The 21,416-nt window shown below is 72.2% G+C and carries 17 protein-coding genes; 7 read left to right on the top strand and 10 right to left on the bottom strand.

Features of this window, described 5'->3' with window-relative positions; all coding sequences use genetic code 11:
• Positions 1–75: 75 nt before the first annotated feature.
• On the bottom strand, positions 76–462 hold the full coding sequence (locus tag AB1578_02035) for a hypothetical protein (GenBank protein ID MEW6486679.1): 387 nt from the start codon (positions 460–462) through the stop codon (positions 76–78).
• A 241-nt stretch (positions 463–703) separates the two neighbouring features.
• Between AB1578_02035 and AB1578_02030 the strand changes: the two genes are divergently transcribed.
• Positions 704–1,195, top strand: a complete 492-nt coding sequence (locus tag AB1578_02030) for a YbaK/EbsC family protein (protein MEW6486678.1) — start codon at positions 704–706, stop codon at positions 1,193–1,195.
• Positions 1,196–1,221: 26 nt separating this feature from the next.
• On the top strand, positions 1,222–2,235 hold the full coding sequence (gene aroF, locus AB1578_02025) for a 3-deoxy-7-phosphoheptulonate synthase (GenBank protein MEW6486677.1): 1,014 nt from the start codon (positions 1,222–1,224) through the stop codon (positions 2,233–2,235).
• Between the two features lie 18 nt (positions 2,236–2,253).
• On the opposite strand, the gene AB1578_02020 is transcribed toward aroF, so the two are convergent.
• Positions 2,254–3,936: a radical SAM protein gene (locus AB1578_02020; protein MEW6486676.1), complete on the bottom strand. Its 1,683-nt coding sequence runs from the start codon at positions 3,934–3,936 to the stop codon at positions 2,254–2,256.
• The gene (locus AB1578_02015; GenBank protein ID MEW6486675.1) at positions 3,933–5,375 is read right to left on the bottom strand and encodes an MFS transporter; all 1,443 of its coding nucleotides are present in this window, start codon (positions 5,373–5,375) and stop codon (positions 3,933–3,935) included. Before AB1578_02015 ends, AB1578_02020 begins: the two co-directional genes overlap by 4 nt.
• A gap of 210 nt (positions 5,376–5,585) precedes the next feature.
• On the opposite strand from AB1578_02015, the gene AB1578_02010 reads away from it, so the two are divergent.
• From AB1578_02010 to AB1578_01990, 5 genes are all read left to right on the top strand, one after another.
• Entirely contained in the window at positions 5,586–6,356 is a 771-nt protein-coding gene (locus AB1578_02010; protein ID MEW6486674.1) for a Ku protein, read from the top strand.
• A 57-nt stretch (positions 6,357–6,413) separates the two neighbouring features.
• Positions 6,414–7,226, top strand: coding sequence for a Ku protein (locus AB1578_02005; protein MEW6486673.1), 813 nt, complete (start codon positions 6,414–6,416; stop codon positions 7,224–7,226).
• Complete coding sequence (gene ligD, locus AB1578_02000; protein ID MEW6486672.1) at positions 7,223–8,128, top strand: non-homologous end-joining DNA ligase; 906 nt, start codon at positions 7,223–7,225, stop codon at positions 8,126–8,128. Before AB1578_02005 ends, ligD (AB1578_02000) begins: the two co-directional genes overlap by 4 nt.
• A gap of 63 nt (positions 8,129–8,191) precedes the next feature.
• Entirely contained in the window at positions 8,192–9,802 is a 1,611-nt protein-coding gene (ligD, locus tag AB1578_01995) for a non-homologous end-joining DNA ligase (GenBank protein ID MEW6486671.1), read from the top strand.
• Between the two features lie 2 nt (positions 9,803–9,804).
• Complete coding sequence (locus AB1578_01990; GenBank protein ID MEW6486670.1) at positions 9,805–10,515, top strand: DUF72 domain-containing protein; 711 nt, start codon at positions 9,805–9,807, stop codon at positions 10,513–10,515.
• Positions 10,516–10,801: 286 nt separating this feature from the next.
• Here the strand turns inward: AB1578_01990 and AB1578_01985 are convergent, their stop codons facing one another.
• The 7 genes from AB1578_01985 to AB1578_01955 form a co-directional block, all read right to left on the bottom strand.
• Complete coding sequence (locus AB1578_01985; GenBank protein MEW6486669.1) at positions 10,802–12,226, bottom strand: phosphoglucomutase/phosphomannomutase family protein; 1,425 nt, start codon at positions 12,224–12,226, stop codon at positions 10,802–10,804.
• Positions 12,223–13,320 carry a 4-hydroxythreonine-4-phosphate dehydrogenase PdxA gene (gene pdxA, locus AB1578_01980; GenBank protein ID MEW6486668.1) on the bottom strand — a complete coding sequence of 366 codons (1,098 nt, stop codon included), beginning with the start codon at positions 13,318–13,320 and terminating at the stop codon, positions 12,223–12,225. Before pdxA ends, AB1578_01985 begins: the two co-directional genes overlap by 4 nt.
• A gap of 55 nt (positions 13,321–13,375) precedes the next feature.
• Positions 13,376–14,293 carry a peptidyl-prolyl cis-trans isomerase gene (locus AB1578_01975; GenBank protein ID MEW6486667.1) on the bottom strand — a complete coding sequence of 306 codons (918 nt, stop codon included), beginning with the start codon at positions 14,291–14,293 and terminating at the stop codon, positions 13,376–13,378.
• A gap of 85 nt (positions 14,294–14,378) precedes the next feature.
• Positions 14,379–17,918 (bottom strand): transcription-repair coupling factor, encoded by a 3,540-nt coding sequence (mfd, locus tag AB1578_01970; protein MEW6486666.1) that lies wholly within the window; start codon positions 17,916–17,918, stop codon positions 14,379–14,381.
• Between the two features lie 16 nt (positions 17,919–17,934).
• Positions 17,935–18,852: a quinolinate synthase NadA gene (gene nadA, locus AB1578_01965; GenBank protein ID MEW6486665.1), complete on the bottom strand. Its 918-nt coding sequence runs from the start codon at positions 18,850–18,852 to the stop codon at positions 17,935–17,937.
• Positions 18,853–20,086: 1,234 nt separating this feature from the next.
• The gene (locus tag AB1578_01960; protein ID MEW6486664.1) at positions 20,087–20,599 is read right to left on the bottom strand and encodes a hypothetical protein; all 513 of its coding nucleotides are present in this window, start codon (positions 20,597–20,599) and stop codon (positions 20,087–20,089) included.
• Between the two features lie 11 nt (positions 20,600–20,610).
• Entirely contained in the window at positions 20,611–21,297 is a 687-nt protein-coding gene (locus tag AB1578_01955) for a S24 family peptidase (GenBank protein ID MEW6486663.1), read from the bottom strand.
• Positions 21,298–21,416: the final 119 nt, after the last annotated feature.

The following is a 21,416-nucleotide window of genomic DNA, read 5'->3' as shown; positions in this document are numbered from 1 at the left end:
TTGCCGGTAAATCCAGTGTTCGAGGATAGTCGGCGGCGCGCGAAGGTGTCAAGAAACCGGCCGGGCCGGCCTTCGCTAGAGGTAACGCACTTCCTTGGTGGCGGCGTTGAGGACGAAGATGCGGTCGTTGTTGCTCTGGGGGTCGGCGGGGAAGACGAAGAAACCGGGCCGGTTGGGAGCAAATCCCTGGGAGTACCCGATCAGGGTCTCCCCATCCTTGAAGCGGACCTGGATCCTCTTGCCGAAGCCGGCCCGCTCCACATCGGTGCGCTCGCGGTAGGTGCGGTCGCCGCCGTAGTCCTTGACGAAGAACACCGCTTTCACACCGGTCAGGGAGACCTCCCGCACCTCGCCGGTGTCCTTGTCCGTCAGGTGGAACTTGTCCTTGTTGGGAAAGAAGTCGTTGGTGACGCCCTTGCGCAGGGTTCCCCCGGAGAAATGCACCACCACCGTGTTCTGCATGGGAGCCGCTCCTTTGCTGTCCGTTGCCCGGCCGGCCGCCGGCCTTCCCTGTCAGCCCCCGGCCCGAGCCGGAGGAACTGGTCCCCGCACCCTGCGATTGGAACGAAGGGGACCTCGTCTTGTCAAGGCGCCCGGGGTTCGGGGAGGCACACTTGGGCATGGCGGCGCCGGCCTCCCCCCGTGTAGAGTTCCGGGGCCGCGGGGCCCTTGCCCCGGCGGGAGCCGCCCGGAGGAGAGCCCCATGCCCACGATCGAAGAGGTGAAGGCGCACCTGGCCCAGCGGGGGGTCGAGGTGCGCCAGTTCGCCGAGCCCACCCCCACGGCGGAGACCGCGGCCCGAGCCGTGGGGTGCTCCCCCGGAGAGATCGCCAAGACCGTGCTCTTCGTCGTGGGCGGCGTGCCGGTTGCGGTGGTTACCAGCGGGGACCACAAGGTGCTCGGCAGCAAGCTCAAGAAGGCGACGGGCCTGACCGGGAAGGTCCGGCTCCCCAGCGGCGACGAGGTGGCGCGCCACACGGGCTACGCTCCCGGGGGCGTGTGCCCCTTCCTCCTGCCCCCGGGGCTCCGGATCGTGGTGGACCGGTCGCTCCGGCGGTTCCGCACGGTCTACCCGGCGGCGGGAGACGACCACTCCGCGGTGCCCCTCTCGGTGGACCGCCTCCTGCTGCTCACCGCGGCCCGGGAGGTGGACGCCTGCGAACCCCTGGAGGGGGAGGTTCTGGCCGCGAAGTAGCGGGCCGCGTGTGGAGGAGGATTGCCATGCTGATCGTCATGGAGCAGAGCGCGTCTGCCGAGCAGGTGGAGGCGGTGTCGGAGCGGGTGCGCAGCCTGGGCCTCACCCCCCAGCCGATCCCCGGCGGAAGCCGGGTGGCCATCGGCGTCCTGGGAAACCAGGGGTACGTGGACGAGGCTCCGTTTCGGGATCTGCCCGGCGTGCTCCAGTTCATCCACGTCACCAAGCCCTACAAGCTCGTGAGCCGGGACTTCCGGCCCCGGGACACGGTGGTGACCATCGGCGGGGTTCCCGTGGGCTGGGGCGAGGAGCCCGTGGTCATCGCGGGCCCCTGCGCCGTGGAGAGCCGGGGGCAGATGCTGGCCGCGGCCCAGGCCGTGAAGGCCGCGGGCGCACGGGTGCTTCGGGGCGGCGCCTTCAAGCCCCGCACCGGCCCCCACTCCTTCCAGGGCCTGGGGTTCGAGGGGCTCGAGATCCTGGCGGAAGCCGGCAGGGCGGTGGGCCTGCCCGTGGTGACGGAGGTCATGCGCATCGACCAGCTCGAGCGGGTCGCCGCCGTGGCCGACTGCATCCAGATCGGCGCCCGGAACATGCAGAACTTCGACCTCCTCAAGGAGGCCGGTAGGGCGGGCAAGCCCGTGCTGCTCAAGAGGGGCATGAGCGCGACCCTGGAGGAGTTCCTGGCCGCGGCGGAGTACATCCTCCTGGAGGGCAATCCCCAGGTGATCCTGTGCGAGCGGGGTATCCGCACCTTCGAGCGGGCGCTGCGCAACACGCTGGACCTGGCGGTGATCCCCTACCTGCGGGCGGAGACCCACCTGCCCGTCATCGTGGACCCGAGCCACGCCCTGGGGCGCCGGGACCTGGTGACCCCCATGGCGAAGGCCGCGCTGGTGGTGGGCGCTGCCGGCATCATGGTGGAGGTCCACCCGGACCCCAAGACGGCCCTGTGCGACGGCCCCCAGTCCCTGGACGGGGGAGGCTTTGCCCGTCTCATGGCAGAGGTGGAGGCGCTGCGCCGCGCGATGTCGCGGGTCTGACGCAGCCCGCCCGGCGCCTTACGGGGCCGCCCCCGGCCCCGGCAGGGGGGCGAACGCCGCGTGATTCGAGGTGAAGCCCGAGGGCGTGCGGGCGAGGATCGGGCGCAGGTCGGGGTGGCGGCGGGCCCCGGCGACGAGCTCCCGCAGGCGCCGGCGGCCCGCCCGCGCCCCCGAAGGCTCCGGCCCGCCCGAGGGGTGGTAGAGGGAGAGGTCGGTCTCCGCGAAGCCACGAGCGTCGTCCGGCAGCCCCGCCTCCAGGGAGCTCCCCCGGGGCAGGTGAAACAGGGCCAGATTCGCAAAGGTGATCCAGGGTGCGTGGTCCGCCGCCCATTCCACGGTGGACTCGGCCTCCTCCCGCGTTTCCCCCGGAAGTCCGAAGAGCAGATAGACGAAGGTGCGGATGCCGGCCTCCGCGAGGTTTCTCAGGACCGACCCGGCGTCGGCCGCCCGGGTGCCCTTCCCCATCCGGTCCAGGAGCCGCTGGGACGCGGTCTCCACCCCCAACTGGAGCAGGGCGCACCCCCCCTCGGCGAGCTCCCGGGCGAAGCCGGGCTCCAGGAGCTGGCGCTCCAGCCGGGCAAACCCGTACCACGCCACCCCCTCCCCCCGCAGGCGCCGAGCCAGGCGGCGCAGGAGCGCCGGGGGCACGGCGTCGTCGGTGAGGTGCAGCCGGGTGGCGCCCACGGCGTCCCGCGCCCGCAGGATCGCCTCGGCCAGGGCTTCCGGAGTGCCGGCCCGGAAGGGCTGGCGGTCCTGGGCGGCCTCGGGGCAGAAGGCGCACCGCCGCCAGTAGCAGCCCCGGGAGGCGGCCAGAGGCAGGAGGGGACCCGGCGCCAGGTAGCGGCCCCAGGGCCAGCCCGCGGGATCGGGGGCGAAGCACACCGGGGAGATCCCGGCGCTGCCGGCGGGGCTCCAGGCCCCGAAACCCGGAGCCAGGAGCCCGGGCGCGTGCGCGGGCCGCCCCCCCCGGGCCAGGAGCTCGAGGGCTGCCTCTCCCGGGCCGGCCACGAGACCGTCCCACGCCTGGAACACGGGCGACGCGGGTGTGAGGCGCGGCCCCCACGACGTGACCGAGCCCCCCCCCAGCACCAGCCGCCCCCGGTACCCCAGGCGCCGCAGCTCTCCGGCCAGGGCAAAGGCCGGAAGGAGCTGGGAGAGGTAGGTGGCCGAGACCCCGATCAGGGCCGGGTCTGCGTCCAGCAGGGGGCGGGCGGCGGCTGCCAGCTCGGGGAAGAGGGGCAGGCGCTCCGGCTCCCGGGACACGGCCAGGAGGTCCGCGGAAGAAAGGGGGGAGAGCCCCGGCACCTCCAGGTCCGAGACGCTCCAGCGTGCCCCCCGGGCCCGGGACAGGGCCCGCCACCCCTCCGCCACCGCGTCCAGCCCGGCCCGGTAGGGACCCCACTCCCGATAGGTCTCGGCCCGGCGAAGCGCCGCCAGCCCCTCGGGCGCCCGCCGCACGGCCCGCCGGGCCGAAGAAAGGGGCGGTCCGGCAGCCCCCCCGGCGGCCTGGCGGGCCGCGCCCGCCTCCAGGGAGGACGCAGACAGGAGTCGTTCCTGCACCTCCAGGTTGAGGTCCGCCACCTCCACCGCAATCCCCCGGGCACGCAGGTACCCGGCCAGGGCCAGGAGCCCCGGCGGGGGCTCGCAGGCCTTGGCGTGGGGGGGCTGGACGAGGAGGACGGGGAGGCCCGGCCGGGTCACGGCGCCTCCTCGGAGCCGGCTCGGGCCGGACGAGCCGCGGGGATGGACCGGGTCAGCGACGTGGCCAGCGCCAGCAGACAGGCCAGGAGCCCCACCCCCAGGGCAGCCCGCCACCCGGCCATGAAGGCGGCGTGGAGGGCGGGGGTGTGGCCGTCCAGGGACCCGCCCCCGGCCCTCGCGTAGAACGCGGAGAAGGTCGCTCCTCCCAGGGAGATCCCCAGCACCATCCCAAGGTTCCGGGCCACCGCGGCCACCCCCCCCGCGATGCCGAGGCGCTCCTGCGGCACGCTGCCCATGATGGAAGAGGTGTTGGGCGGGTTGAAGAGTGCGCTGCCCGCCCCCAGGAGGGCCAGGGCCGCCAGCACCCAGCCGAAGGCCGTGGCCGGGCCGAGGAGGAGCAACGCCAGGAGCGAGGCCGCGCGCACCGCGAGCCCCCAGGCGGTGAGCCGTCCATAGCCGACCCGGTCCGAGAGGGCTCCGGCCCAGGGCGCGAGAAGCGTCATCACCAGGGGCGCCACGGTGAGGGTGAGCCCCATGTCGCGGGGACCGAGCCCCCGGACGTGGGTGAGGTAGAAGGGGGTGAGGAGCACGGCCACGAACCCGGCCAGGTACGAGAGCACGGCGGCCGCCGTGGCTGCGGAGAAGGCGCGGTTGCGAAAGAGCCCCAGCTCCAGGAGGGGCTCCCGCACCCTGGCCTCCCGCAGGGCGAAGGCCGCGAGCCCTGCCGCACCCGCGGCCGCCCACGCCAGTGCCGGCGCGACTCCCCACTCCCGGCCCCGGTTGAGGGCCAGGAGCAGGGCGGTGCACCCGAGGGTCAGGAGAGCCGCGCCGAGGAGATCGAACGCCTGATGCTCCCGCCCGAAGCGCAGGGGGGGCAGGAAGCGCACCGTGAGCGCAAGCCCCAGGACCCCCAGGGGAAGGTTGAGGAGAAACAGGCTCCGCCAGCCGGAAAGCCCCAGGAGCAGCCCGCCCAGGGCCGGGCCGCTCGTGAGCCCGAGCGCCACCGTGGTACCCACCAGGCCCAGCCCCCGCCCGCGCTGTTCCGGGGGGAAGACCGCGGTCACGATGGCTGCGGAGCACGCCATCACCATGGCGGCACCCGTGCCCTGCACGACCCGGGCGGCGATGAGCTGCAAGGCCGTGCCCGAGGCGGCGCACAGCCCCGACCCCACGGTGAACACCGCGAGCCCCGCCAGAAACACCCGCCGCTGCCCGTGGATGTCCGCCAGGCGCCCGAACGCCAGCAGGAGCCCCGTGATGGCCAACAGGTAGGCGTTGGGCACCCACTCCACCAGCGCCAGGGGCACCTGAAAGTCGGCCAGGATCGAGGGCAGGGCCACGTTGACGATGGAGGAGTCGAGCGTAGCCATGAAGACCCCCAGGGCCACGCAGGAGAAGGCGGGCCAGGGGGAGGGGCGTGCCGTGGGGTCCGGGTTCATGGCCGGACTGTGGCCCAGGGGCGGGCGCGGGGTCAAGCAGGGGTTGGGTGCAGCACGATGCGCGAGGACGCGACCCCGCGGCCGGGCTCCTGGGGGAGCGACGCGACGAGGCCGGTGTCCTCCCTCGGTGGACACCGGCCAGACCCGTGCCATACTTCGGCGGCGCCTCGGGAGGGCGTGGATGATGGAACGGGGCGAGAGGGAGCGGCGATGGCGGGACGGGCTCTGTGGAAGGGGGTCATCCGGTTCGGGGAGACGAGCGTGCCGGTCAAGCTCCACTCGGCGGTTCGGGAGGAGCGCGTCCGCTTCCACCTCCTCCACCGCAAGGACGGGGTGCGGCTTCGCCAGCTGATGATCTGCGCCTACGAGCAGAAGCCGGTGCCGGTAGAGGCCCAGACCAGGGGGTTCGAGGTGGAGGAGGGCAAATACCTCCTGATCGACCCGGAGGAGCTGGAGGAGACCGCCCCCGAGGGGAGCCGGGCGATCGAGGTCCACGAGTTCGTGCCGGCCCGCCAGGTAGACCCCCTCCTCATGGAGCGGGTCTACTACCTGGAGCCCGACGGCATCCTGGAAGGCTACGGCGAGCTCGCGGCGGTGTTGGGGGAGCTGGGGGCGGCCGGGATCTGCACCTGGACCATGCGCAAGCGCTCCCATCTCGGCGCCCTCCAGGCGCGCGACCAGGTGCTGCGCCTCGGCACCCTTCGGTACGCCGACGAGGTCATCGGGGTGGGCTCCCTGGAGCTCCCGCAGATCCCGGTCTCCGAGAAGGAGGTGGAGATCGGCCGGACCCTGATCGGCCAGCTCGCCGCCCCCTTCGCACCGGAGAAGTTCCAGAACGAGCACCAGCGGCGGCTCCAGGAGTTGATCGAGAAGAAGGCGCGGGGCGAGAAGGTGCGGGTCCTGCGGCCCCGGCAGCTGGAGCCCACGGCGCCGGACAAGCTCCTGGAGGCCTTGGAGGCGAGCCTGAAGAAGGTGGCCTGAGAGCCTGTGGGAGCCTGAGAAGGAATCGTCGCGGGCAGACCGGATGGCGAGGCGCGCATGAGCTCGGGGAAGGGACGCGGCATGACCGGTCAGGGGATCTGGAGCGGCACGATCAGTTTCAGCCTGGTGGCGATCCCGGTGCGGCTGGTCCGGGCGGTGGCGCCGGGTCGCATCTCCTTTCGGCTGCTCCACGCCGCGGATCACTCGCCCCTGGCGCGTCGGATGGTCTGCCCCGAGGAGGACGCGACCGTCCCTCCGGAAGAGATCGTCCGGGGCTACGAGCTCGCCCCCGACCACTACCTGCCCATCACCGAAGAGGAGCTCGAGTCGGTCTCCCCCGAGCGCAGCCGCACCATCGAGATCCTGGAGTTCATCGACCTCTCCGAGGTGGACCCCGTCTACTTCGACCGGCCCTACTACCTGGTGCCCCTCAAGGGCGGAGAGAAGGCCTACCGGCTCCTGGCCGAGGTGATGGGCCAGACCGGGAAGGCGGGGCTGGCCAAGTTCGTGCTGGCCGAGCGGGAGTACCTGGTGGCGGTGACGAGCCGGGAGGGTGCCCTGCTGCTGGTCACCCTCCACTACCACGACGAGGTCTCCCCGGCCGGGGAGCTCGCACCCGAGGGCAAGACCTCGAAGGCCCGCAAAGCCCGCATCCGGGAAGACGTGGAGGGCCTCCGGGCCGACTTCGACCCGGGCAAGTACGCGGACCGGCGGCGGGAGAAGATCCTGGCCCTCCTGCGGAGGAAGGCCGAGGAGGAAGCGCCGGTGGAGTCGCCCGGGGTGGGCGAGGAGGAAGGCGAGGAGGCCGGCCCGCCCGACCTGATGGCGGCCCTGGAGCAAGCCATGCGCGAGGTGAAGAAGGGCCGGTGAGCCGCAGGATCGTGGACATCGCCGGCCGGCGGCTCTCCCTCGGCAACCTGGAGAAGGTGCTCTACCCCGCCTGCGGCTTCACCAAGGCCCAGGTGCTCGACTACTACCGCCGCGTCGCGCCCCTCCTCCTGCCCCACCTGCGGGGCCGGGCGCTGACCCTCAAGCGCTACCCCGACGGGGTGGAGGGAGAGTCCTTCTTCGAGAAGCGCTGCCCCCCCCACCGGCCGGCCTGGGCCGGGACCGCCGAGGTCCTCCAGGAAGACGGCGAGCGCCGCACGGTCTGCGTGGCGGACGACCTCGCGACACTGGTCTGGTTGGCGAACCTGGCCGCCCTGGAGCTCCACGTGCCCCTAGCCCGGGCCGCCTCGCCCCAAACCCCCGACGCCGTGGTCTTCGATCTCGACCCGGGAGAGGGGGCAGACGTGCTCCACTGCGCCCGGGTGGCGATCCTCCTGCGGGACCTCTTCGCGCGGCTGGGGCTCGGGAGCGCCGTCAAGACGTCGGGCCAGAAGGGACTCCACGTGTTCGTGCCCCTGAACCGGCCGGGGGCCACCTTCGAGGCGACGAGGACCTTCTCCCGGGCCGTGGCCGTGACCCTGCAGCGGACCTGCCCGGACCTGGTCACGGCGAAGATGGCGAAGGCCGCCCGCCGGGGGCGTGTCTTCCTCAACTGGGAGCAGAACGATGCCTCGAAGACCATGGTCTGCGCCTACTCCCTGCGGGCCCGGGAGGAGCCCTGGGTTTCCTGCCCCTTGGCCTGGGAGGAGCTGGAGCGCCGGGAGCGGGCCGGGGACCGGCAGGGGCTCCGGATCGGCCCGGAGGAGGCCCTGGCACGGGCCGAGGCCGCGGGAGATCCCTTTCGGGACGTGCTCTCGAAGCGCCAGAAGCTGCCGCACCTGTAGCCCTCCCTTCCCCTCCTCCGGGGGCTCGAGCCGGTGCCACGGCAGACGAGGTGGAGCAAGCCCATGGCCGACGAGACACTCAAGGAGTACGCGTCCAAGCGAACGTTCGGGGCGACGCCCGAGCCCGCGCCGGCGGCGGGCTCGGGGGGCGGGCCGCTCTCCTTCGTGGTGCACAAGCACGCGGCCCGCAACCTCCACTATGACCTGCGGCTCGAGCTCGACGGGGTGCTCGTGAGCTGGGCCTGCCCCAAGGGGCCCTCCCTCGACCCTTCCGTGAAGCGGCTGGCCGTCCGCGTCGAGGACCACCCCCTGGACTACCGGGACTTCGAAGGGGTGATCCCCGAGGGAAACTACGGCGCCGGGCCCGTCATCGTGTGGGACCGGGGCACCTACCGGCACCCGGCGGCGGGGGACCCGAGGGGGGGCGAGGCGCTCCTTCGGGAGGGGCTGCGGCAGGGGGATTTGAAGTTCGTCCTCGAGGGCGAGAAGCTCCGGGGCGAGTTCGCCCTGGTGCGGACGCGCCGGGGCGAAACGTCCTGGCTCCTGCTCAAGAAGAAAGACCGCCACGCGAGCGGGGCGGAGGTCCTCGCCCGAAACCGCTCCGTCGCGTCCGGACGTGCCCTGGAAGACCTCCTGGAGGCCGGCTCCGAGGCGCCAAAGCCCTCGGACCGAAAGCGGGCCGACCGCCTGCGTCTGCGGGAGGTGCTGGAGGGCGAGGACCTTGCGGACGCCCCTGCGGGCCCCATGCCGGGCGCGGTCCGCCCGATGCTCGCCACCCCGGCCCCGGAGCCCTTCGACGACCCGGAGTGGGTCTTCGAGGTGAAGTGGGACGGCTATCGGGCCGTGGCCGAGGTCCGGGACGGCGCCGTGAAGCTCTCCTCCCGCAACCTCCTCCCCCTGGAGGAGCGGTTCGCCCCCATCGTCGAGGCGCTACGGGAGTGCCGCTTCGAGGGGGTGCTCGACGGCGAGGTCGTGGCCGTGGACGAGCGGGGGCACCCCGACTTCCAGCGCCTCCAGGACTACCCCCGGGCGGGCGGTCACCTCCTCTACTGCGTCTTCGACCTCCTGCACCTCCAGGGGCACGACCTCACCGGCCTGCCCCTCGTCCGTCGAAAGGAGCTCCTCCAAAGGGTCCTGCCGTCCTCCCCGCGGCTTCGCTTCAGCAGCCACGTGGCCGGGGAAGGGGTCCTTTTCTTCCGGGTCGCGAGGGAGAAGGGGCTCGAGGGGATCGTGGGCAAGCACGCCCGCAGCCCCTACCTCCCGGGCACGAGGAGTCGCCAGTGGCGCAAGGTCAGGGCGACCCGGGCCCAGGACGCCGTGATCGGGGGCTTTACGGCGCCCCGGGGGGGGAGGCGGCACCTCGGCGCGCTGGTCCTCGGGGTGTACGAGGGCAGCGAGCTCGTCTGCATCGGCCACGCGGGAGGGGGCCTCAAGGCCGAGCACCTGCGCCGGCTGCGCGAGCGGCTCGAGCCCCTGGTGCAGGAAACGTGTCCCTTCCGGGCGGTGCCGCGAACCAACGCGCCGGCCACCTGGGTGCGGCCCGAGGTGGTGTGCGAGGTGGGCTACTCCGGCTGGACCCGCGAGGGGCTCCTGCGACACCCCGTCTTCCTGCGCCTGCGAGACGACAGGGTTGCCCGGGAGGTGGTGCGCGAGGGCGGCGAAGAAGAGAGGTGACCATGGAGCTCTACGTCGGAACGAGCGGGTACTCGTACCCGGAGTGGAAGGGGCTCTTCTATCCCGAGAAGATCGCCCCGAAAGAGATGCTGCGCTTCTACGGGGAGCGCCTCAACGCGGTGGAGATCAACTACACCTTCCACCACATGCCCACCGAGAGGGTCCTCGTCCCCTGGGCAGAGCGGGTCCCCGAGGACTTCGTCTTCGCCCTCAAGGCGCCCCAGGTCATTACCCACGTGAAGCGGCTAAAGGAGGTGGAGGAGCCGGCGGAGTTCCTCTTCCGCACCGTGCGGGTGCTGGGCGAGCGGCTCGGGCCGCTGCTCTTTCAACTTCCGCCGAGCCTGCGCGCCGACCGGCCGCGCCTGGAGGCCTTCCTGGGGCTGGTGCCCGCGGGCCTGCGCTGCGCCTTCGAGTTCCGCAGCCCCACCTGGCTCGAGGCCGGCATCCCGGACCTCCTGACCGGCGCCGGCCACGCCCTGTGCACCGCCGACACCGACGAGAGCCCCGCCCCGGAGCTTCCCGCCGCCGCGGCCTGGGGCTACCTGCGCCTGCGCCGCTCTGCCTACCCCGATGCGGAGCTCTCCCTCTGGCTGGCGCGGATCCGCCGCCAGCCGTGGGAGAAGGCCTTCGTCTTCTTCAAGCACGAAGACGAAGCCAGGGGCCCCGACGAGGCGCTCCGCTTCCGGGAGCTCGCCGCGGCCCCCGCCGGGTAACACTGCCGGCCCGGGTGCGGGCCGGCCAGGCCCGGCACGCGCGGAGGGACTCGACGGACGGCAGTAGCCGCGGGCCCGTTACTGCCCCACGGTCCGTCGCCTCCACCGCAGCGGGCCGGGAACGGTTCCACAAGGGAAGCACAGGCCGGACAGACCGGGACCGTTGGAGTGACAATAACGCTGTGCGCAAGAGCATTGCCACGGTCAGCCCAGGAACCCAAGGTCCTTCGGCAGTCCGTCGGACAACGGACACCCGATAACGGACCCGTCACCCACCTGCAACAGGCTACGCGCAACCCGCCAACCGCTTTCCCTCCTCGAGCAGCTCCCGCACCTCGGCCTCGCTTCTCGCCTCGGCGTAGATGCGAAGGAGCGGTTCGGTGCCGGAGGGGCGAACCAGCAGCCAGGAGGCGTCGTCGCGCAGGAAGCGGGTGCCGTCGAGGCGAAGCACCTGGGCGACCCGGGCGCCGGCCAGGGCGGGAGGATCGTCGACGTCGGCCATGCGCGAACGCACGGCGGGCGCCTCGGCGGGATCCAGGGGCAGGTCCAGGCGGTCGTAGGTGAAGTAGCCCACCTGGTCGAAGATCTCCTGGAGGTAGGCCCGCAGGCCCCGGCCGGTGCGGGCGACGATCTCGGCGAGGAGCAGGGCGTTCAGGAGCCCGTCGCGCTCGGGCAGGTGGGCGGGGATGCCGATGCCCCCGCTCTCTTCGCCGCCGATCAGGGCGGGCCGTGCGAGCATGGCCTCGCCGATGTGCTTGAAGCCGATGGGGGTGAGCGTCACCTCCATCCCGTAGCGCTGCGCCAGGAGATCCACGAGGGACGTGGCGGAGACCGCCTTTACGGCGCCTCCGGGCAGGTCCTTCTCCTCCCGGAGGTATCGCAGGAGCACCGCGAGGATGCGCTGGGGGGAGAAGTAGCGCCCCCGCTCGTCCACCGCGGCGATCCGGTCGGCGTCGCCGTCGTTGGCGAGCCCCAGGGCGCACCCCTCGAACTTTACGACCTCGGCGAGTCGCGAGAGGTTGGCCTCCACCGGCTCGGGGGCCGTGCCGCCGAAGCCGGGGTTCCACTCGCTACGCAGCTCGCGCACCCGGCACCCGGCCTCCTCCAGGAGGCGGCGGAGCCCCGGGCTGCCGCACCCGTGCATGGCGTCCACGGCCACGGCAAGGCCTGCCCGCCGCAGGGCGGCGAAGTCCACGAGGCGCCCCAGGGCTTCCCGGTAGCCCCGCCAGGCGTCGAGCGCCGCCAGGAGTCCCGCCCCGCGGGCCTCCTCCAGGGAGAGGCACGGGATCTCGTCCCCCGGGGGTTGGGCCTCCAGGTGCTCCTCCACGGCGCGGCTCACCGAGGCCCGGGCGGCCCCGCCGAAGGGCTCCTTGAGCTTGATCCCGCTCCACTCGGGGGGGTTGTGGGAGGCGGTGATCCCGATGCCCCCCGCCAGCCCCTGGTGCCGCACCGCCCAGGAGAGGAGCGGGGTCGGCTCCGGCGCCGCGGCAAGTCGCACGGGGATGCCCCGGGCCGCGAGCACCCCCGCGGCCTCGGCCGCGAAGCGGTCCGAGAGGAGCCGCCGGTCCCAGGCCACGGCCACTCCCCGGGCGGCGGTGCCCTCGGCCTCCAGGTACGCGCCGATGGCCGCGGACACGCGGCGCACGTTGGCGAAGGTGAAGTCCCGGGCCATGACGCCCCGCCAGCCGTCGGTGCCGAAGCGGATGGTCATGGTTGGCGGCGACGGGTGGCCATCGGCTTGTCCGACCCGTCCGACGGGTCGGAGAGGTCGGACCCGTCGCGAGCCGCCCGCCTTCGGCGGGCGATCTCGGCGGCCCAGCGGATGGCCTCCCGGAAGCTGTCGGGGCGGGCGGCGCCCCGGCCGGCCAGGTCGAGGGCGGTGCCGTGGTCGGGGCTCGTGCGCACCAGGGGGAGGTTCAGGGTCACGTTGACCCCGTCCCAGAAGTGGAGGAGCTTCAGGGGCGCCAGGCCCTGGTCGTGGTACATGGCCACCACCGCGTCGAACTCCCCCTGCGCGGCGCGGTGAAAGGCGCTGTCGGCGGGCAGGGGGCCCACGGCCCGGATCTCCGCGGCCCGGGCTTCCTCCAGGGACGGCGCGATGACGTCGCGCTCCTCGAAGCCCAGCACGCCCCCTTCCCCCCCGTGGGGGTTCAGGGCGCAGACGGCGAGGCGGGGGGAGGCAATCCCCAGGTCCCGCTCCAGGCCCCGGTGGGCCGCGGTAACGGTGGCGAGCACGGCCTCCCGGGTCACCTGGCCAGGCACCCGGGCGAGCGGCAGGTGGGTGGTCACCAGGAACACCTTGAGGCGCGGACCCCCGAGCATCATCACGGCCCGGTGACCCGGGCCGCACAGGCTCGCCAGGAGCTCGGTGTGGCCTGGAAAAGGCCGGCCGGCGGCGTGGAGCCCCTCCTTGGAGAGGGGGGCCGTGACCAGGCCGTCTACCTCTCGCGCCAAGGCGAGGCGGGCTGCGAGCTCCACCGCTTCGGCGGCGACCCTCCCGGACCGGGCGGTAGGGCGGCCCCAGCTCCAGTCGGCCGGTGGGGCCCGGTCGGCCCGCTCGGAATGATCGGGCCGGTCGGGCCGGTCGGGCCGCCCCGCGGGCTCGGACGCCGCGGGCTCCCGGATGCGCCACCGGGCCAGGTCGAAGCCCCCGGGGACGAGGCCGGCCGCCGCGGCCCACACTGTCCGGGGCCCCACCAGCACCGCCTCCACGCCGGGGGGCAGGCCCGCCGCGAGAGCCTTCAGGGCCACCTCCGCGCCGATCCCCGCGGGTTCGCCGCAGGTGAGCGCGAGGGTCAGGGTCACATCTTCCTCACGATGCGGGCCTGGGCCTTGAGCCCAACGCGCAACACGCAACGGGTCACATCTTCCTCACGATCCGGGCCTGGGCCTTGAGGGACTCGATCCAGGTTTGGAAGAGCTCTTCCTCCCGGTCCAGGAAATAGCGCTCCCGCACCCGATCGCGCACCTCCTCGAAGTCGGGGATGCGCCCGCCCTGGCGGTCGGCCACCACGAACACGTGGCAGGCTCCCCGCATCTCCACCACCGGGGTCACCCCGCTGGGGTCCGCCTCGCGCAGGGCGTCCCGGACCTCCTCCGAGAGGTTCGCGAGCGGCACGTAGCCCATGTCGGCGCCCGTGGCCGAGGGGGAGACGTCCCGGGCCACGGAGGCCGGATCCTCCCCGGCCAGGAGCCGAGCCCTTGCGGCCTCCGCGGCGCTGCGCGCGTCGTCTCCCCGGGCCTGGACGTGAAAGAGCCGCACCGCGTCCGGGTCGCAGAACTCCGCCACGTTCTTCAGGTAGTGCTCCCGCAGGGCCTCGTCGCTCACCTGGAGGCGGGCGCGAAGCGCCCGTCCCGCCACCTTGAGGCGCAGGATCTGGGAGCGCACCTCCCCCAGGTACTCGCCGTAGTCCATCCCCTGGCCTTCGATGACCCCCCGGAATCCCGCCTCGTCGAGGCCGTTTCGCTTGCGGATGTCGGCCACGGCCCGCTCGACCTCCTCTGCGGCCACCGCGACCCCCATGCGCCGGGCTTCCGACTCCACGAGGGCCTTCTCGATGAGGCCCTCCAGCACCTGGTCCCGGGCTCCGGGCCCGGAGGCGAGGCCGGTGCGCTCGGCCAGGACGAGGGCCTGCTGGAGTTCGCTGCGCGTAATGACCCGGCCGTCGACCACGGCGGCGAGGCCGTCTACGGGCGCGCTTCGGGCCGCGGGGGCCAGCGCTGCGGCGCACGCCAGGGTCAGGGCGACTGCGGAGGACAGGAGGAGGCAGGGCTTCATGGAACCTCGAAGGGGTCCGGCGCCGGGAAGGACGGGATGAGCTCGGGCGGGCGCGAGGAAGATACCGCTCCGAAACGCTAGCACATCAGGAGAGGCGGTTCAACAGCTCCCGGGCGGCGGCGAGGACCTGGGTGGCTTCGAGGGGGCCGGTCTTCCACAGGATCCGGTTGTCGGGGGTGACCCGGAAGCGCTCCGGCTCGCCCTGGACCAGGGCGAGCACCCGGTCCGGGTCCACCCGGGGGGACTCGCCGAAGGCGAGCACCAGGTCCTTGCCCGTGTAGTCGCAGCTCACGGCCCGCAGGTCCACGAGGCGCCGGCGGATCTTCATGACTTCGAGGAGGTTCTCCACCGGGAGGGGCACCGGGCCGTACCGGTCGATGAGCTCGTAGCGGATGTCGTCGAGCTCGTCGGGGCCCGCGGCCCGCGTGAGGCGCTCGTAGAGCACGAGGCGCTGGCGGGGGTCCTCCACGTACTCCAGGGGGAAGTGGGCGGGGACCTTGAGGCGGATCTCGGGCTCGGGGGCCTTCTCCACCGGCTCGCCCTTGAGCCGTCGCACGGCCTCCTCCAGGAGCTCGGCGTAGAGGTCGAACCCGATGGCGGCCATCTGGCCCGACTGGGCCTTGCCCAGGAGCTCCCCGGCGCCCCGGATCTCCAGGTCGTGGGTGGCGATCTTGAACCCGGCGCCGAGCTCGGTGAACTCCTGGAGGGCCTGGAGGCGCTTGCGGGCGTCGCCCGTGAGCTCGGCCTCCTCGGGGGCGAGGAGGTAGGCGTAGGCGCGCAGGTTGGAGCGGCCCACCCGTCCCCGGAGCTGGTAGAGGTCGGCCAGGCCGAAGAGGTCCGCCCGGTTGATGACGATGGTGTTTGCCCGGGGGATGTCGAGGCCCGACTCGATGATGGCCGTGCAGACGAGCACGTCGAGCTCTCCGGCCACGAACTGCTCCATCACCTTCTCGAGGTCGCGCTCGCGCATCTGTCCGTGCCCGACCCCCACCCGGGCCCCCGGCACGAGCCGGCGCACGTGGTCGGCCATGCCCGCGATGGACTGCACCCGGTTGTGCACGAAGTAGACCTGCCCCCCCCGGTGGAGCTCGCGCTGCAGGGCCTCGCGGATCACGTCGTCGTCGAACCGGGCCAAGCTCGTGCGCACCGCGAGGCGGTCCGCCGGGGGGGTCTCGATGATGGAGAGGTCCCGCACCCCGGAGAGCCCCATGTTGAGGGTGCGGGGGATGGGGGTGGCCGAGAGGGTGAGCACGTCCACCCGGGCCCGGAGCTGCTTCAAGCGCTCCTTGTGGGACACCCCGAACCGGTGCTCCTCGTCCACCACCACCAGGCCCAGGTCCTTGAACTTCAAGTCGCGCTGGAGGAGCCGGTGGGTGCCCACCACCACGTCCACCCCGCCCCGGGCGATCCGCCCGAGGATCTCCTTCTGCTCGGCCGGGGAGACGAAGCGCGAGAGCATCTCCACGGTGAGGGGGTACCCCTCGAACCGCCGCCGGAAGCTCTGGAAGTGTTGGGCGGCGAGCACCGTGGTGGGCACGAGCACCGCCACCTGCCGGCCCCCGGTCACGGCCCGGAAGGCGGCCCGGATGGCCACCTCGGTCTTCCCGTACCCCACGTCGCCGCAGATGAGGCGGTCCATGGGATGGGGCCCCTCCAGGTCCCGGAGCACGTCGTCGATGGCCCGGAGCTGGTCGGGGGTCTCCTCGTAGGGGAAGGTGGACTCGAACTCCCGGTAGGCGAGGTCCAGGGGGTCGTAGGCGGGGCGGGTGGCGAGCTGGCGCCGGGCATAGAGCTCCAGGAGGTCGTGGGCCATCTTCTCGATGCCCTCGAGGGCCTTGCGGCGGGCCTTCTCCCAGGCCTTGCCTCCGAGCTTGTCCAGCCGCGGCAGGCCCTCGCCGGGGCCGGAGTACTTCTGCACGAGGCCGATCCGGGTGACCGGCAGGTAGAGCCGGTCGCCCCCCTCGTACTCCAGGTGGAGGTAGTCGCCCTCTTCCCCCGCCACGTCCAGGCGCACGAGGCCCCGATACAGGCCCACGCCGGAGTCCTGGTGGACGATGGCGTCGCCCGTCTCCAGGTCCGCCAGGGTCGACCGAAACCCCTGGCGCGTCGCGGGGGCGGGGCGGCGCACCTTCTCCCCCAGGATCTCGGCGTCGGAGACCACCGCGAGGCGCTTGGCCGGGAACCGAAACCCCCGGGCCAGGGCCCCCACGGCCGCGTGGAGCTTGCCGTCGGGGGCGGGGTCTTCGGGGAAGGCCTCGCTCTCCCCCAGGCGCACCCCGTAGGAGGCGAGGAGGTCGCGCAGTTTCTGCACGGTCCCAGGGCTCTGGCACACGAGCCACAGGGCCACGCCCTTCTCCCGGGCCCGGCCGATCTCCTCCACCAGGGGGGTGAGGAGGCGCTCGCTCCCCCGATTCTGGCGAAGGGCCGCCGAGAGGTCCTGGTTGGACTGGGTCGAGAAGGCGATGGCGAGGCCGGGCCCCCCGGCGGTCTCGAGCTCCTCCAGGTCGAGCCGGGCCGTGGAACCCGCAAAGGCCTCCCACTCCCCGGCCCCCAGGTACACGTCGGCCACCGCCGGCACCACCTGCTCGCGCTCCACGGCCCGGGCGTGGGAGAGCCGCGCCTCCTCAAAGAGCTCCCGGGCGCGCTCCTCCACCGGCCCGGCCTCGTCGAAGACCGCCAGGGTCCCCGCCGGGAGGTGGGCCCACAGGGGGACGGCCGCCTCGCAGAAGTAGGGGTAGAAGAGGTCCCGCAGGGGCGAGACCGCGGAGGAGCGCAGGCTCTCCAGGGCCTCGGCGGTCTTGGCCCGCGGGAGCCCCAGCTCCCGGCAGCGGGCCCGCAGCCGGGCCGCCGCCCGCTCCACGGCCTCGGGCCCGGCGACCACCTCCCGGGCCGGGAGGAGCACGGCGGCCTCCAGGCGCAGGGTGGAGCGTTGGGTGACCGGGTCGAAGGTTCGGATCGACGCCACCTCGTCGCCGAAGAGCTCGATCCGCAGCGGCTGGGGGTAGAAGGGGGCGAAGACGTCCACGATTCCCCCCCGCAGGCTGACCTCCCCGGGCTCCGCCACCTGTCCCACGGCGTGGTAGCCGCTCTCCACGAGCCGGCGGGCCAGGACCTCCCGGTCCAGGGCGTCGGCCACCGCCACCCTTGCCTGCGCGCCTTCGAGGACCTCCGGGGGCAGGGTGCGCTGGAGGGCCGCCCCCACGGGGGCGACCAGGGCGAACGGCCCCGGGTGACGCGCCCGAGCCAGCGCGGCGATTCGCCGGGCGGAGACCTCCGGCAGGGGCGGGATGCCCTCGAAGGGGGATGCCTCCCACCCCGGGAAGAGCACCACCCGGGCGTCCGCCGGGGAAGCCGGGGGGCCGGCCCCGAGAAAGAACCGAAGCTCGTTGGCGAAGCGGCGCGCTTCGGTCAGGGTGGCCGTGAGGACCAGGGCCGGCGCGCCCCGCTCCCGCAGGAGGCGCGCGAGCAGGTACGCCCGGCTCGACCCCCGCAGCCCCTGGGCCCGCACCCGGCGGTCGCGCCCGAGCGCGTCCAGGAGGTGCTCGAAGCGGCCGGCGGGGCGCTCGCCCAGTGGGGCCGACGGGACCGATGGGGCTGACGGGGCGGAGGAGGGGAGGGCGGACACGGGAGGTTCGAGGCCTCTACTCGTCGCGTCCCGCCCGGAGCATCTTGTCCAGGGCGGCGGCCGCGCGGGTTCGGATCGCCTCGGGAACCGAGACCACGGGTTCGAGGGTCTTCAGGGCGTCGCGCACGTCCTCCAGGGTGGTGAGCTTCATGTTGGGGCAGACCAGGTCCTCCGACGGCGCCACGAAGGTCTTCCCCGGGCTGTCCTTCCGCAGTCGGTGGAAGAGGCCGGTCTCCGTGCCCACGATCACCGTGTCGGCTTCCACCGACTTGCAGTAGTCGATCATCCCCGAGGTGCTGCGCACGGCGTCGGCCAGGTCGAGCACCTCGGGGCGGCACTCGGGGTGGGCCACGAAGGGGGCTCCCGGGTGCCGCCGCCGGGCCTTGCGCACGTGCTCGGCCCGCAGCCGGTGGTGGGTGGGGCAAAAGCCGTCCCAGAAGCGCACCTCCTGGTCCGTGTGGCGGGCCACCCACTGGGCCAGGTTTCGGTCCGGCGCCAGGTACACGACGGGGACCTTCAGGCTCCGGGTCACCTTTACCGCGTTGGCCGAGGTGCAGCACACGTCGCTCTCCGCCTTCACCTCGGCGGAGGAGTTCACGTAGGTGACGACGGGCACCCCGGGGTTCTCCTCCCGCACCCGTCGCACGTCGGCGGCCGTGATCATGTCGGCCATGGGGCAGCCCGCGTCCAGGCGCGGCAGGAGCACGGTCTTCTGGGGCGAGAGGATGGCCGCGCTCTCCGCCATGAAGTGGACCCCGCAAAAGACGATCACCTCGGCGTCGGTGCGCGCCGCCTCCTGGGAGAGCGCCAGGCTGTCCCCCGTGAAGTCCGCCGCGTCCTGCACCTCGGCGCGCTGGTAGTTGTGGGCCAGGAGCACCGCCCTGCGCTTCCGCACGAGCGCCCGCACCTCGCGCCGCACCGCCTCTTCGCTCATGGGAAAAGCCCTCGCTGGGTCTCGGGAAGGGCCGGATTGTACGGACGGCCCGGGGGGGCGTCAAGAAAGGGGGCCGTCCCGGATCCACGACATGGGCGGGGAGCGGGGTCCGGGAGCCCCTGCGCTCGCGCCGGGCAGGAAGGGCGAGTGTCGCGGAGCTTGGGAGGGGCGAGAGCAGCCGAAGCCGGCCGAGGGCCAGCGGCAGAAGAAAGGGCCACGCGGCCCGCCGGGTTCGGTGGTGCCCGTGGTTGCGGTGGTTGGTGCCCACACGAGTCTACTGCAAGACGAGGCCAGCGGGCGCCGGGTGGAGAGAATGACAACGCCCCGTCCGACTTCCCGGAGCAGGTTTGGCGGGCCCCGGGGCTGAGGCGGCCCTGGGCCTGATCTCGCGGGGGATTCGCTCGGCATATTGAATCCCTGCCACACCCAGGTCGAAGGCCGCCTGCAAATCCACCCACGAGCGCGCGTGGCCGCCGAAGTGCCGCGCCAACCGCTTGGCCGTGTCCGCAGAGACGCCCCGCCGCTCGCGAACGACGCCGTTGAGCCTCAGCCCCCCCGTGGAGGTTGGATGTCCAGGTCTATGAACTCGCCCTCTTGCTGGCAGGATGGGCATTGCTTTGGCTTTTGGCCATACAGTGAACGCATGTGACAAATTCGGCAGTCAGTGTAATTGCAGGTTGGGCATCGCTCAGACTCTGATCTCCAGCCGCACTTGGTGCATTCCCAGTTATCCATAAAGGGTCTCCAGAAACTCGAGGGCCCGCCGGCTTCCACTGTGGAACACTCGTTTCGCTTCCATGCGGGCGCCCGACAGAACAGACGTGAGCCGTCCTACGCTCCGACCCCCCGTTTCACTCAGCGGCCTGCTCTCGTTTCCTGGGGGAGGGCTTCTCCCATCTGGGGGGCAGGCGCCGCTTCCGTTGGAACCTCCGTATCGTCTTGAGTTCGGGGGAAGTGGTCGCTTTAGCGCACCTTGTCCGGCTACCCGGTCGGCACTCGCCTCCAAGCATGCTGAGGTCCCCCCTCGGGGGCTGTAAGGGGACAAATGACTTGCGACAGGACGGGAGGGGGTGGGATTGGACGGGAAGGGGTGGGAAAGTTGTTGTAGGAGAAGGGTTTGAGGGGGATTCGGGGGGTCGCGGTCGCGCGGACTTGGTGTCTGCGACAGGTTGTGGATAACTGGCCGGTGGACAGAACTGCTGCGACACGATCCCCCTTGCATCAACGCGGGATGTCAGGCGCGATCGAGGCAGTGCCCGCACCGGCTACAGCGGAGCACCTTGCGGTTCATGATCAGAAGCCAACCCACGGTGCCGCCAATCAGGGATGAGATGGAGATGGCAAGGCCGGCGAACACAGTGGTCGACCGCGAACCAGCGGGACCCCACGGACCAGGCGCCGCCGGGCTTGCGCTCGCAAACAACCCCAAGACCGCAACAATGAAACCGCCGACGATGCCCGCCATGGCCGGTAGCGCGATAAAGAAACCCGAGGCGCGCACGATCTGAGGGAACCTGGGCACTTCGGTCGCCACGACGGTCTTGGGTGCCTTGCACAGGGGGCAGTCGAAGCGGTTCTCGGTGGGGCGCGCTATCGCTGGGTTGTTGTCTGGGATCACGTCGTCCACAACATCGAGCACCCTGGTGATGCCCGCCTCTCTCGATTCCTTCGCCAACCCGCACCCCCCACACGCCGGCGCGTTGTCGCTGATCTTCTTGCCGCAGCTCGGGCAGGTGATGATGGCCATGGTCCCCTCCGTTACATGCGCTTGCCGGCCCAGACGACGCGGCCGATGACTTCTACCTGATCGTCGTCGAGCGGGTAGACCATCGCCGCATTGGCGGGGTTGTCGCTCAGGGCCTTGATTGCGTTGTTTGCCAAGAACTGGACGCGCTTGACGTGGATGGCGCCATAGGCCCGGAAGACGTAGATACCTTCTCTTGCCGGGCCCGTGCGCCACCTCTTCACCAGGATGACGTCGCCCGGTTGAAGGGTCGGCGCCATGGAGTCGCCCTCTACATATAGTAGATAGAGGTCGTCCACCGCAGCCCCTAGCTCGTTTTTGAGCCAAGAGCGCTTGAAGTGGAGCCAATCCACGACACGCTCGCCCGGCACCTCGGCCCCCGGCCCGGCCGAGGCCCGCGGTTCGTACACGGGCAGCGCCGCGAACTCGCCGCTCTCGATCACCCCCCCACCGCTTGCCTCCCCTGCCCCCTCTCCGCGCCGCATCGGGCCTTCGCCCCGCAGTAGCCACGTCTCGCTGAGGTCATAGGCCTCGCACACGTTCCGCAGGAAATCAGACCTAGGGAGCCGCTTGCCCAACTCATAGCGGTCAAGCGTGCCCCTGCTGACACCAAAGCGCTTAGCGAAACTCTCTGGCGATTCCCCCCCTCTTAGCCTTCTCAACCGTTGGCCGACGGTTTCAGCCGTTTGGACTTCGCCCATGATCCAGCCTTCTAGGGTTGTCGGTGAAGATGGGTCTACCGACAACCTCCCGACAACCACGCGGGTCAGGGTTGTCGGTCACGTAAGTGCGCGCGAATACCGCAGAATTAGAAAAAAAC

It is taken from the genome of Thermodesulfobacteriota bacterium (genome assembly GCA_040756475.1).
In the GTDB taxonomy this organism is placed as follows: domain Bacteria; phylum Desulfobacterota; class Deferrisomatia; order Deferrisomatales; family JACRMM01; genus JBFLZB01.
The sequence above is the reverse complement of the archived record's forward strand: the minus strand, read 5'-3'. Positions and strand labels throughout refer to the sequence as shown.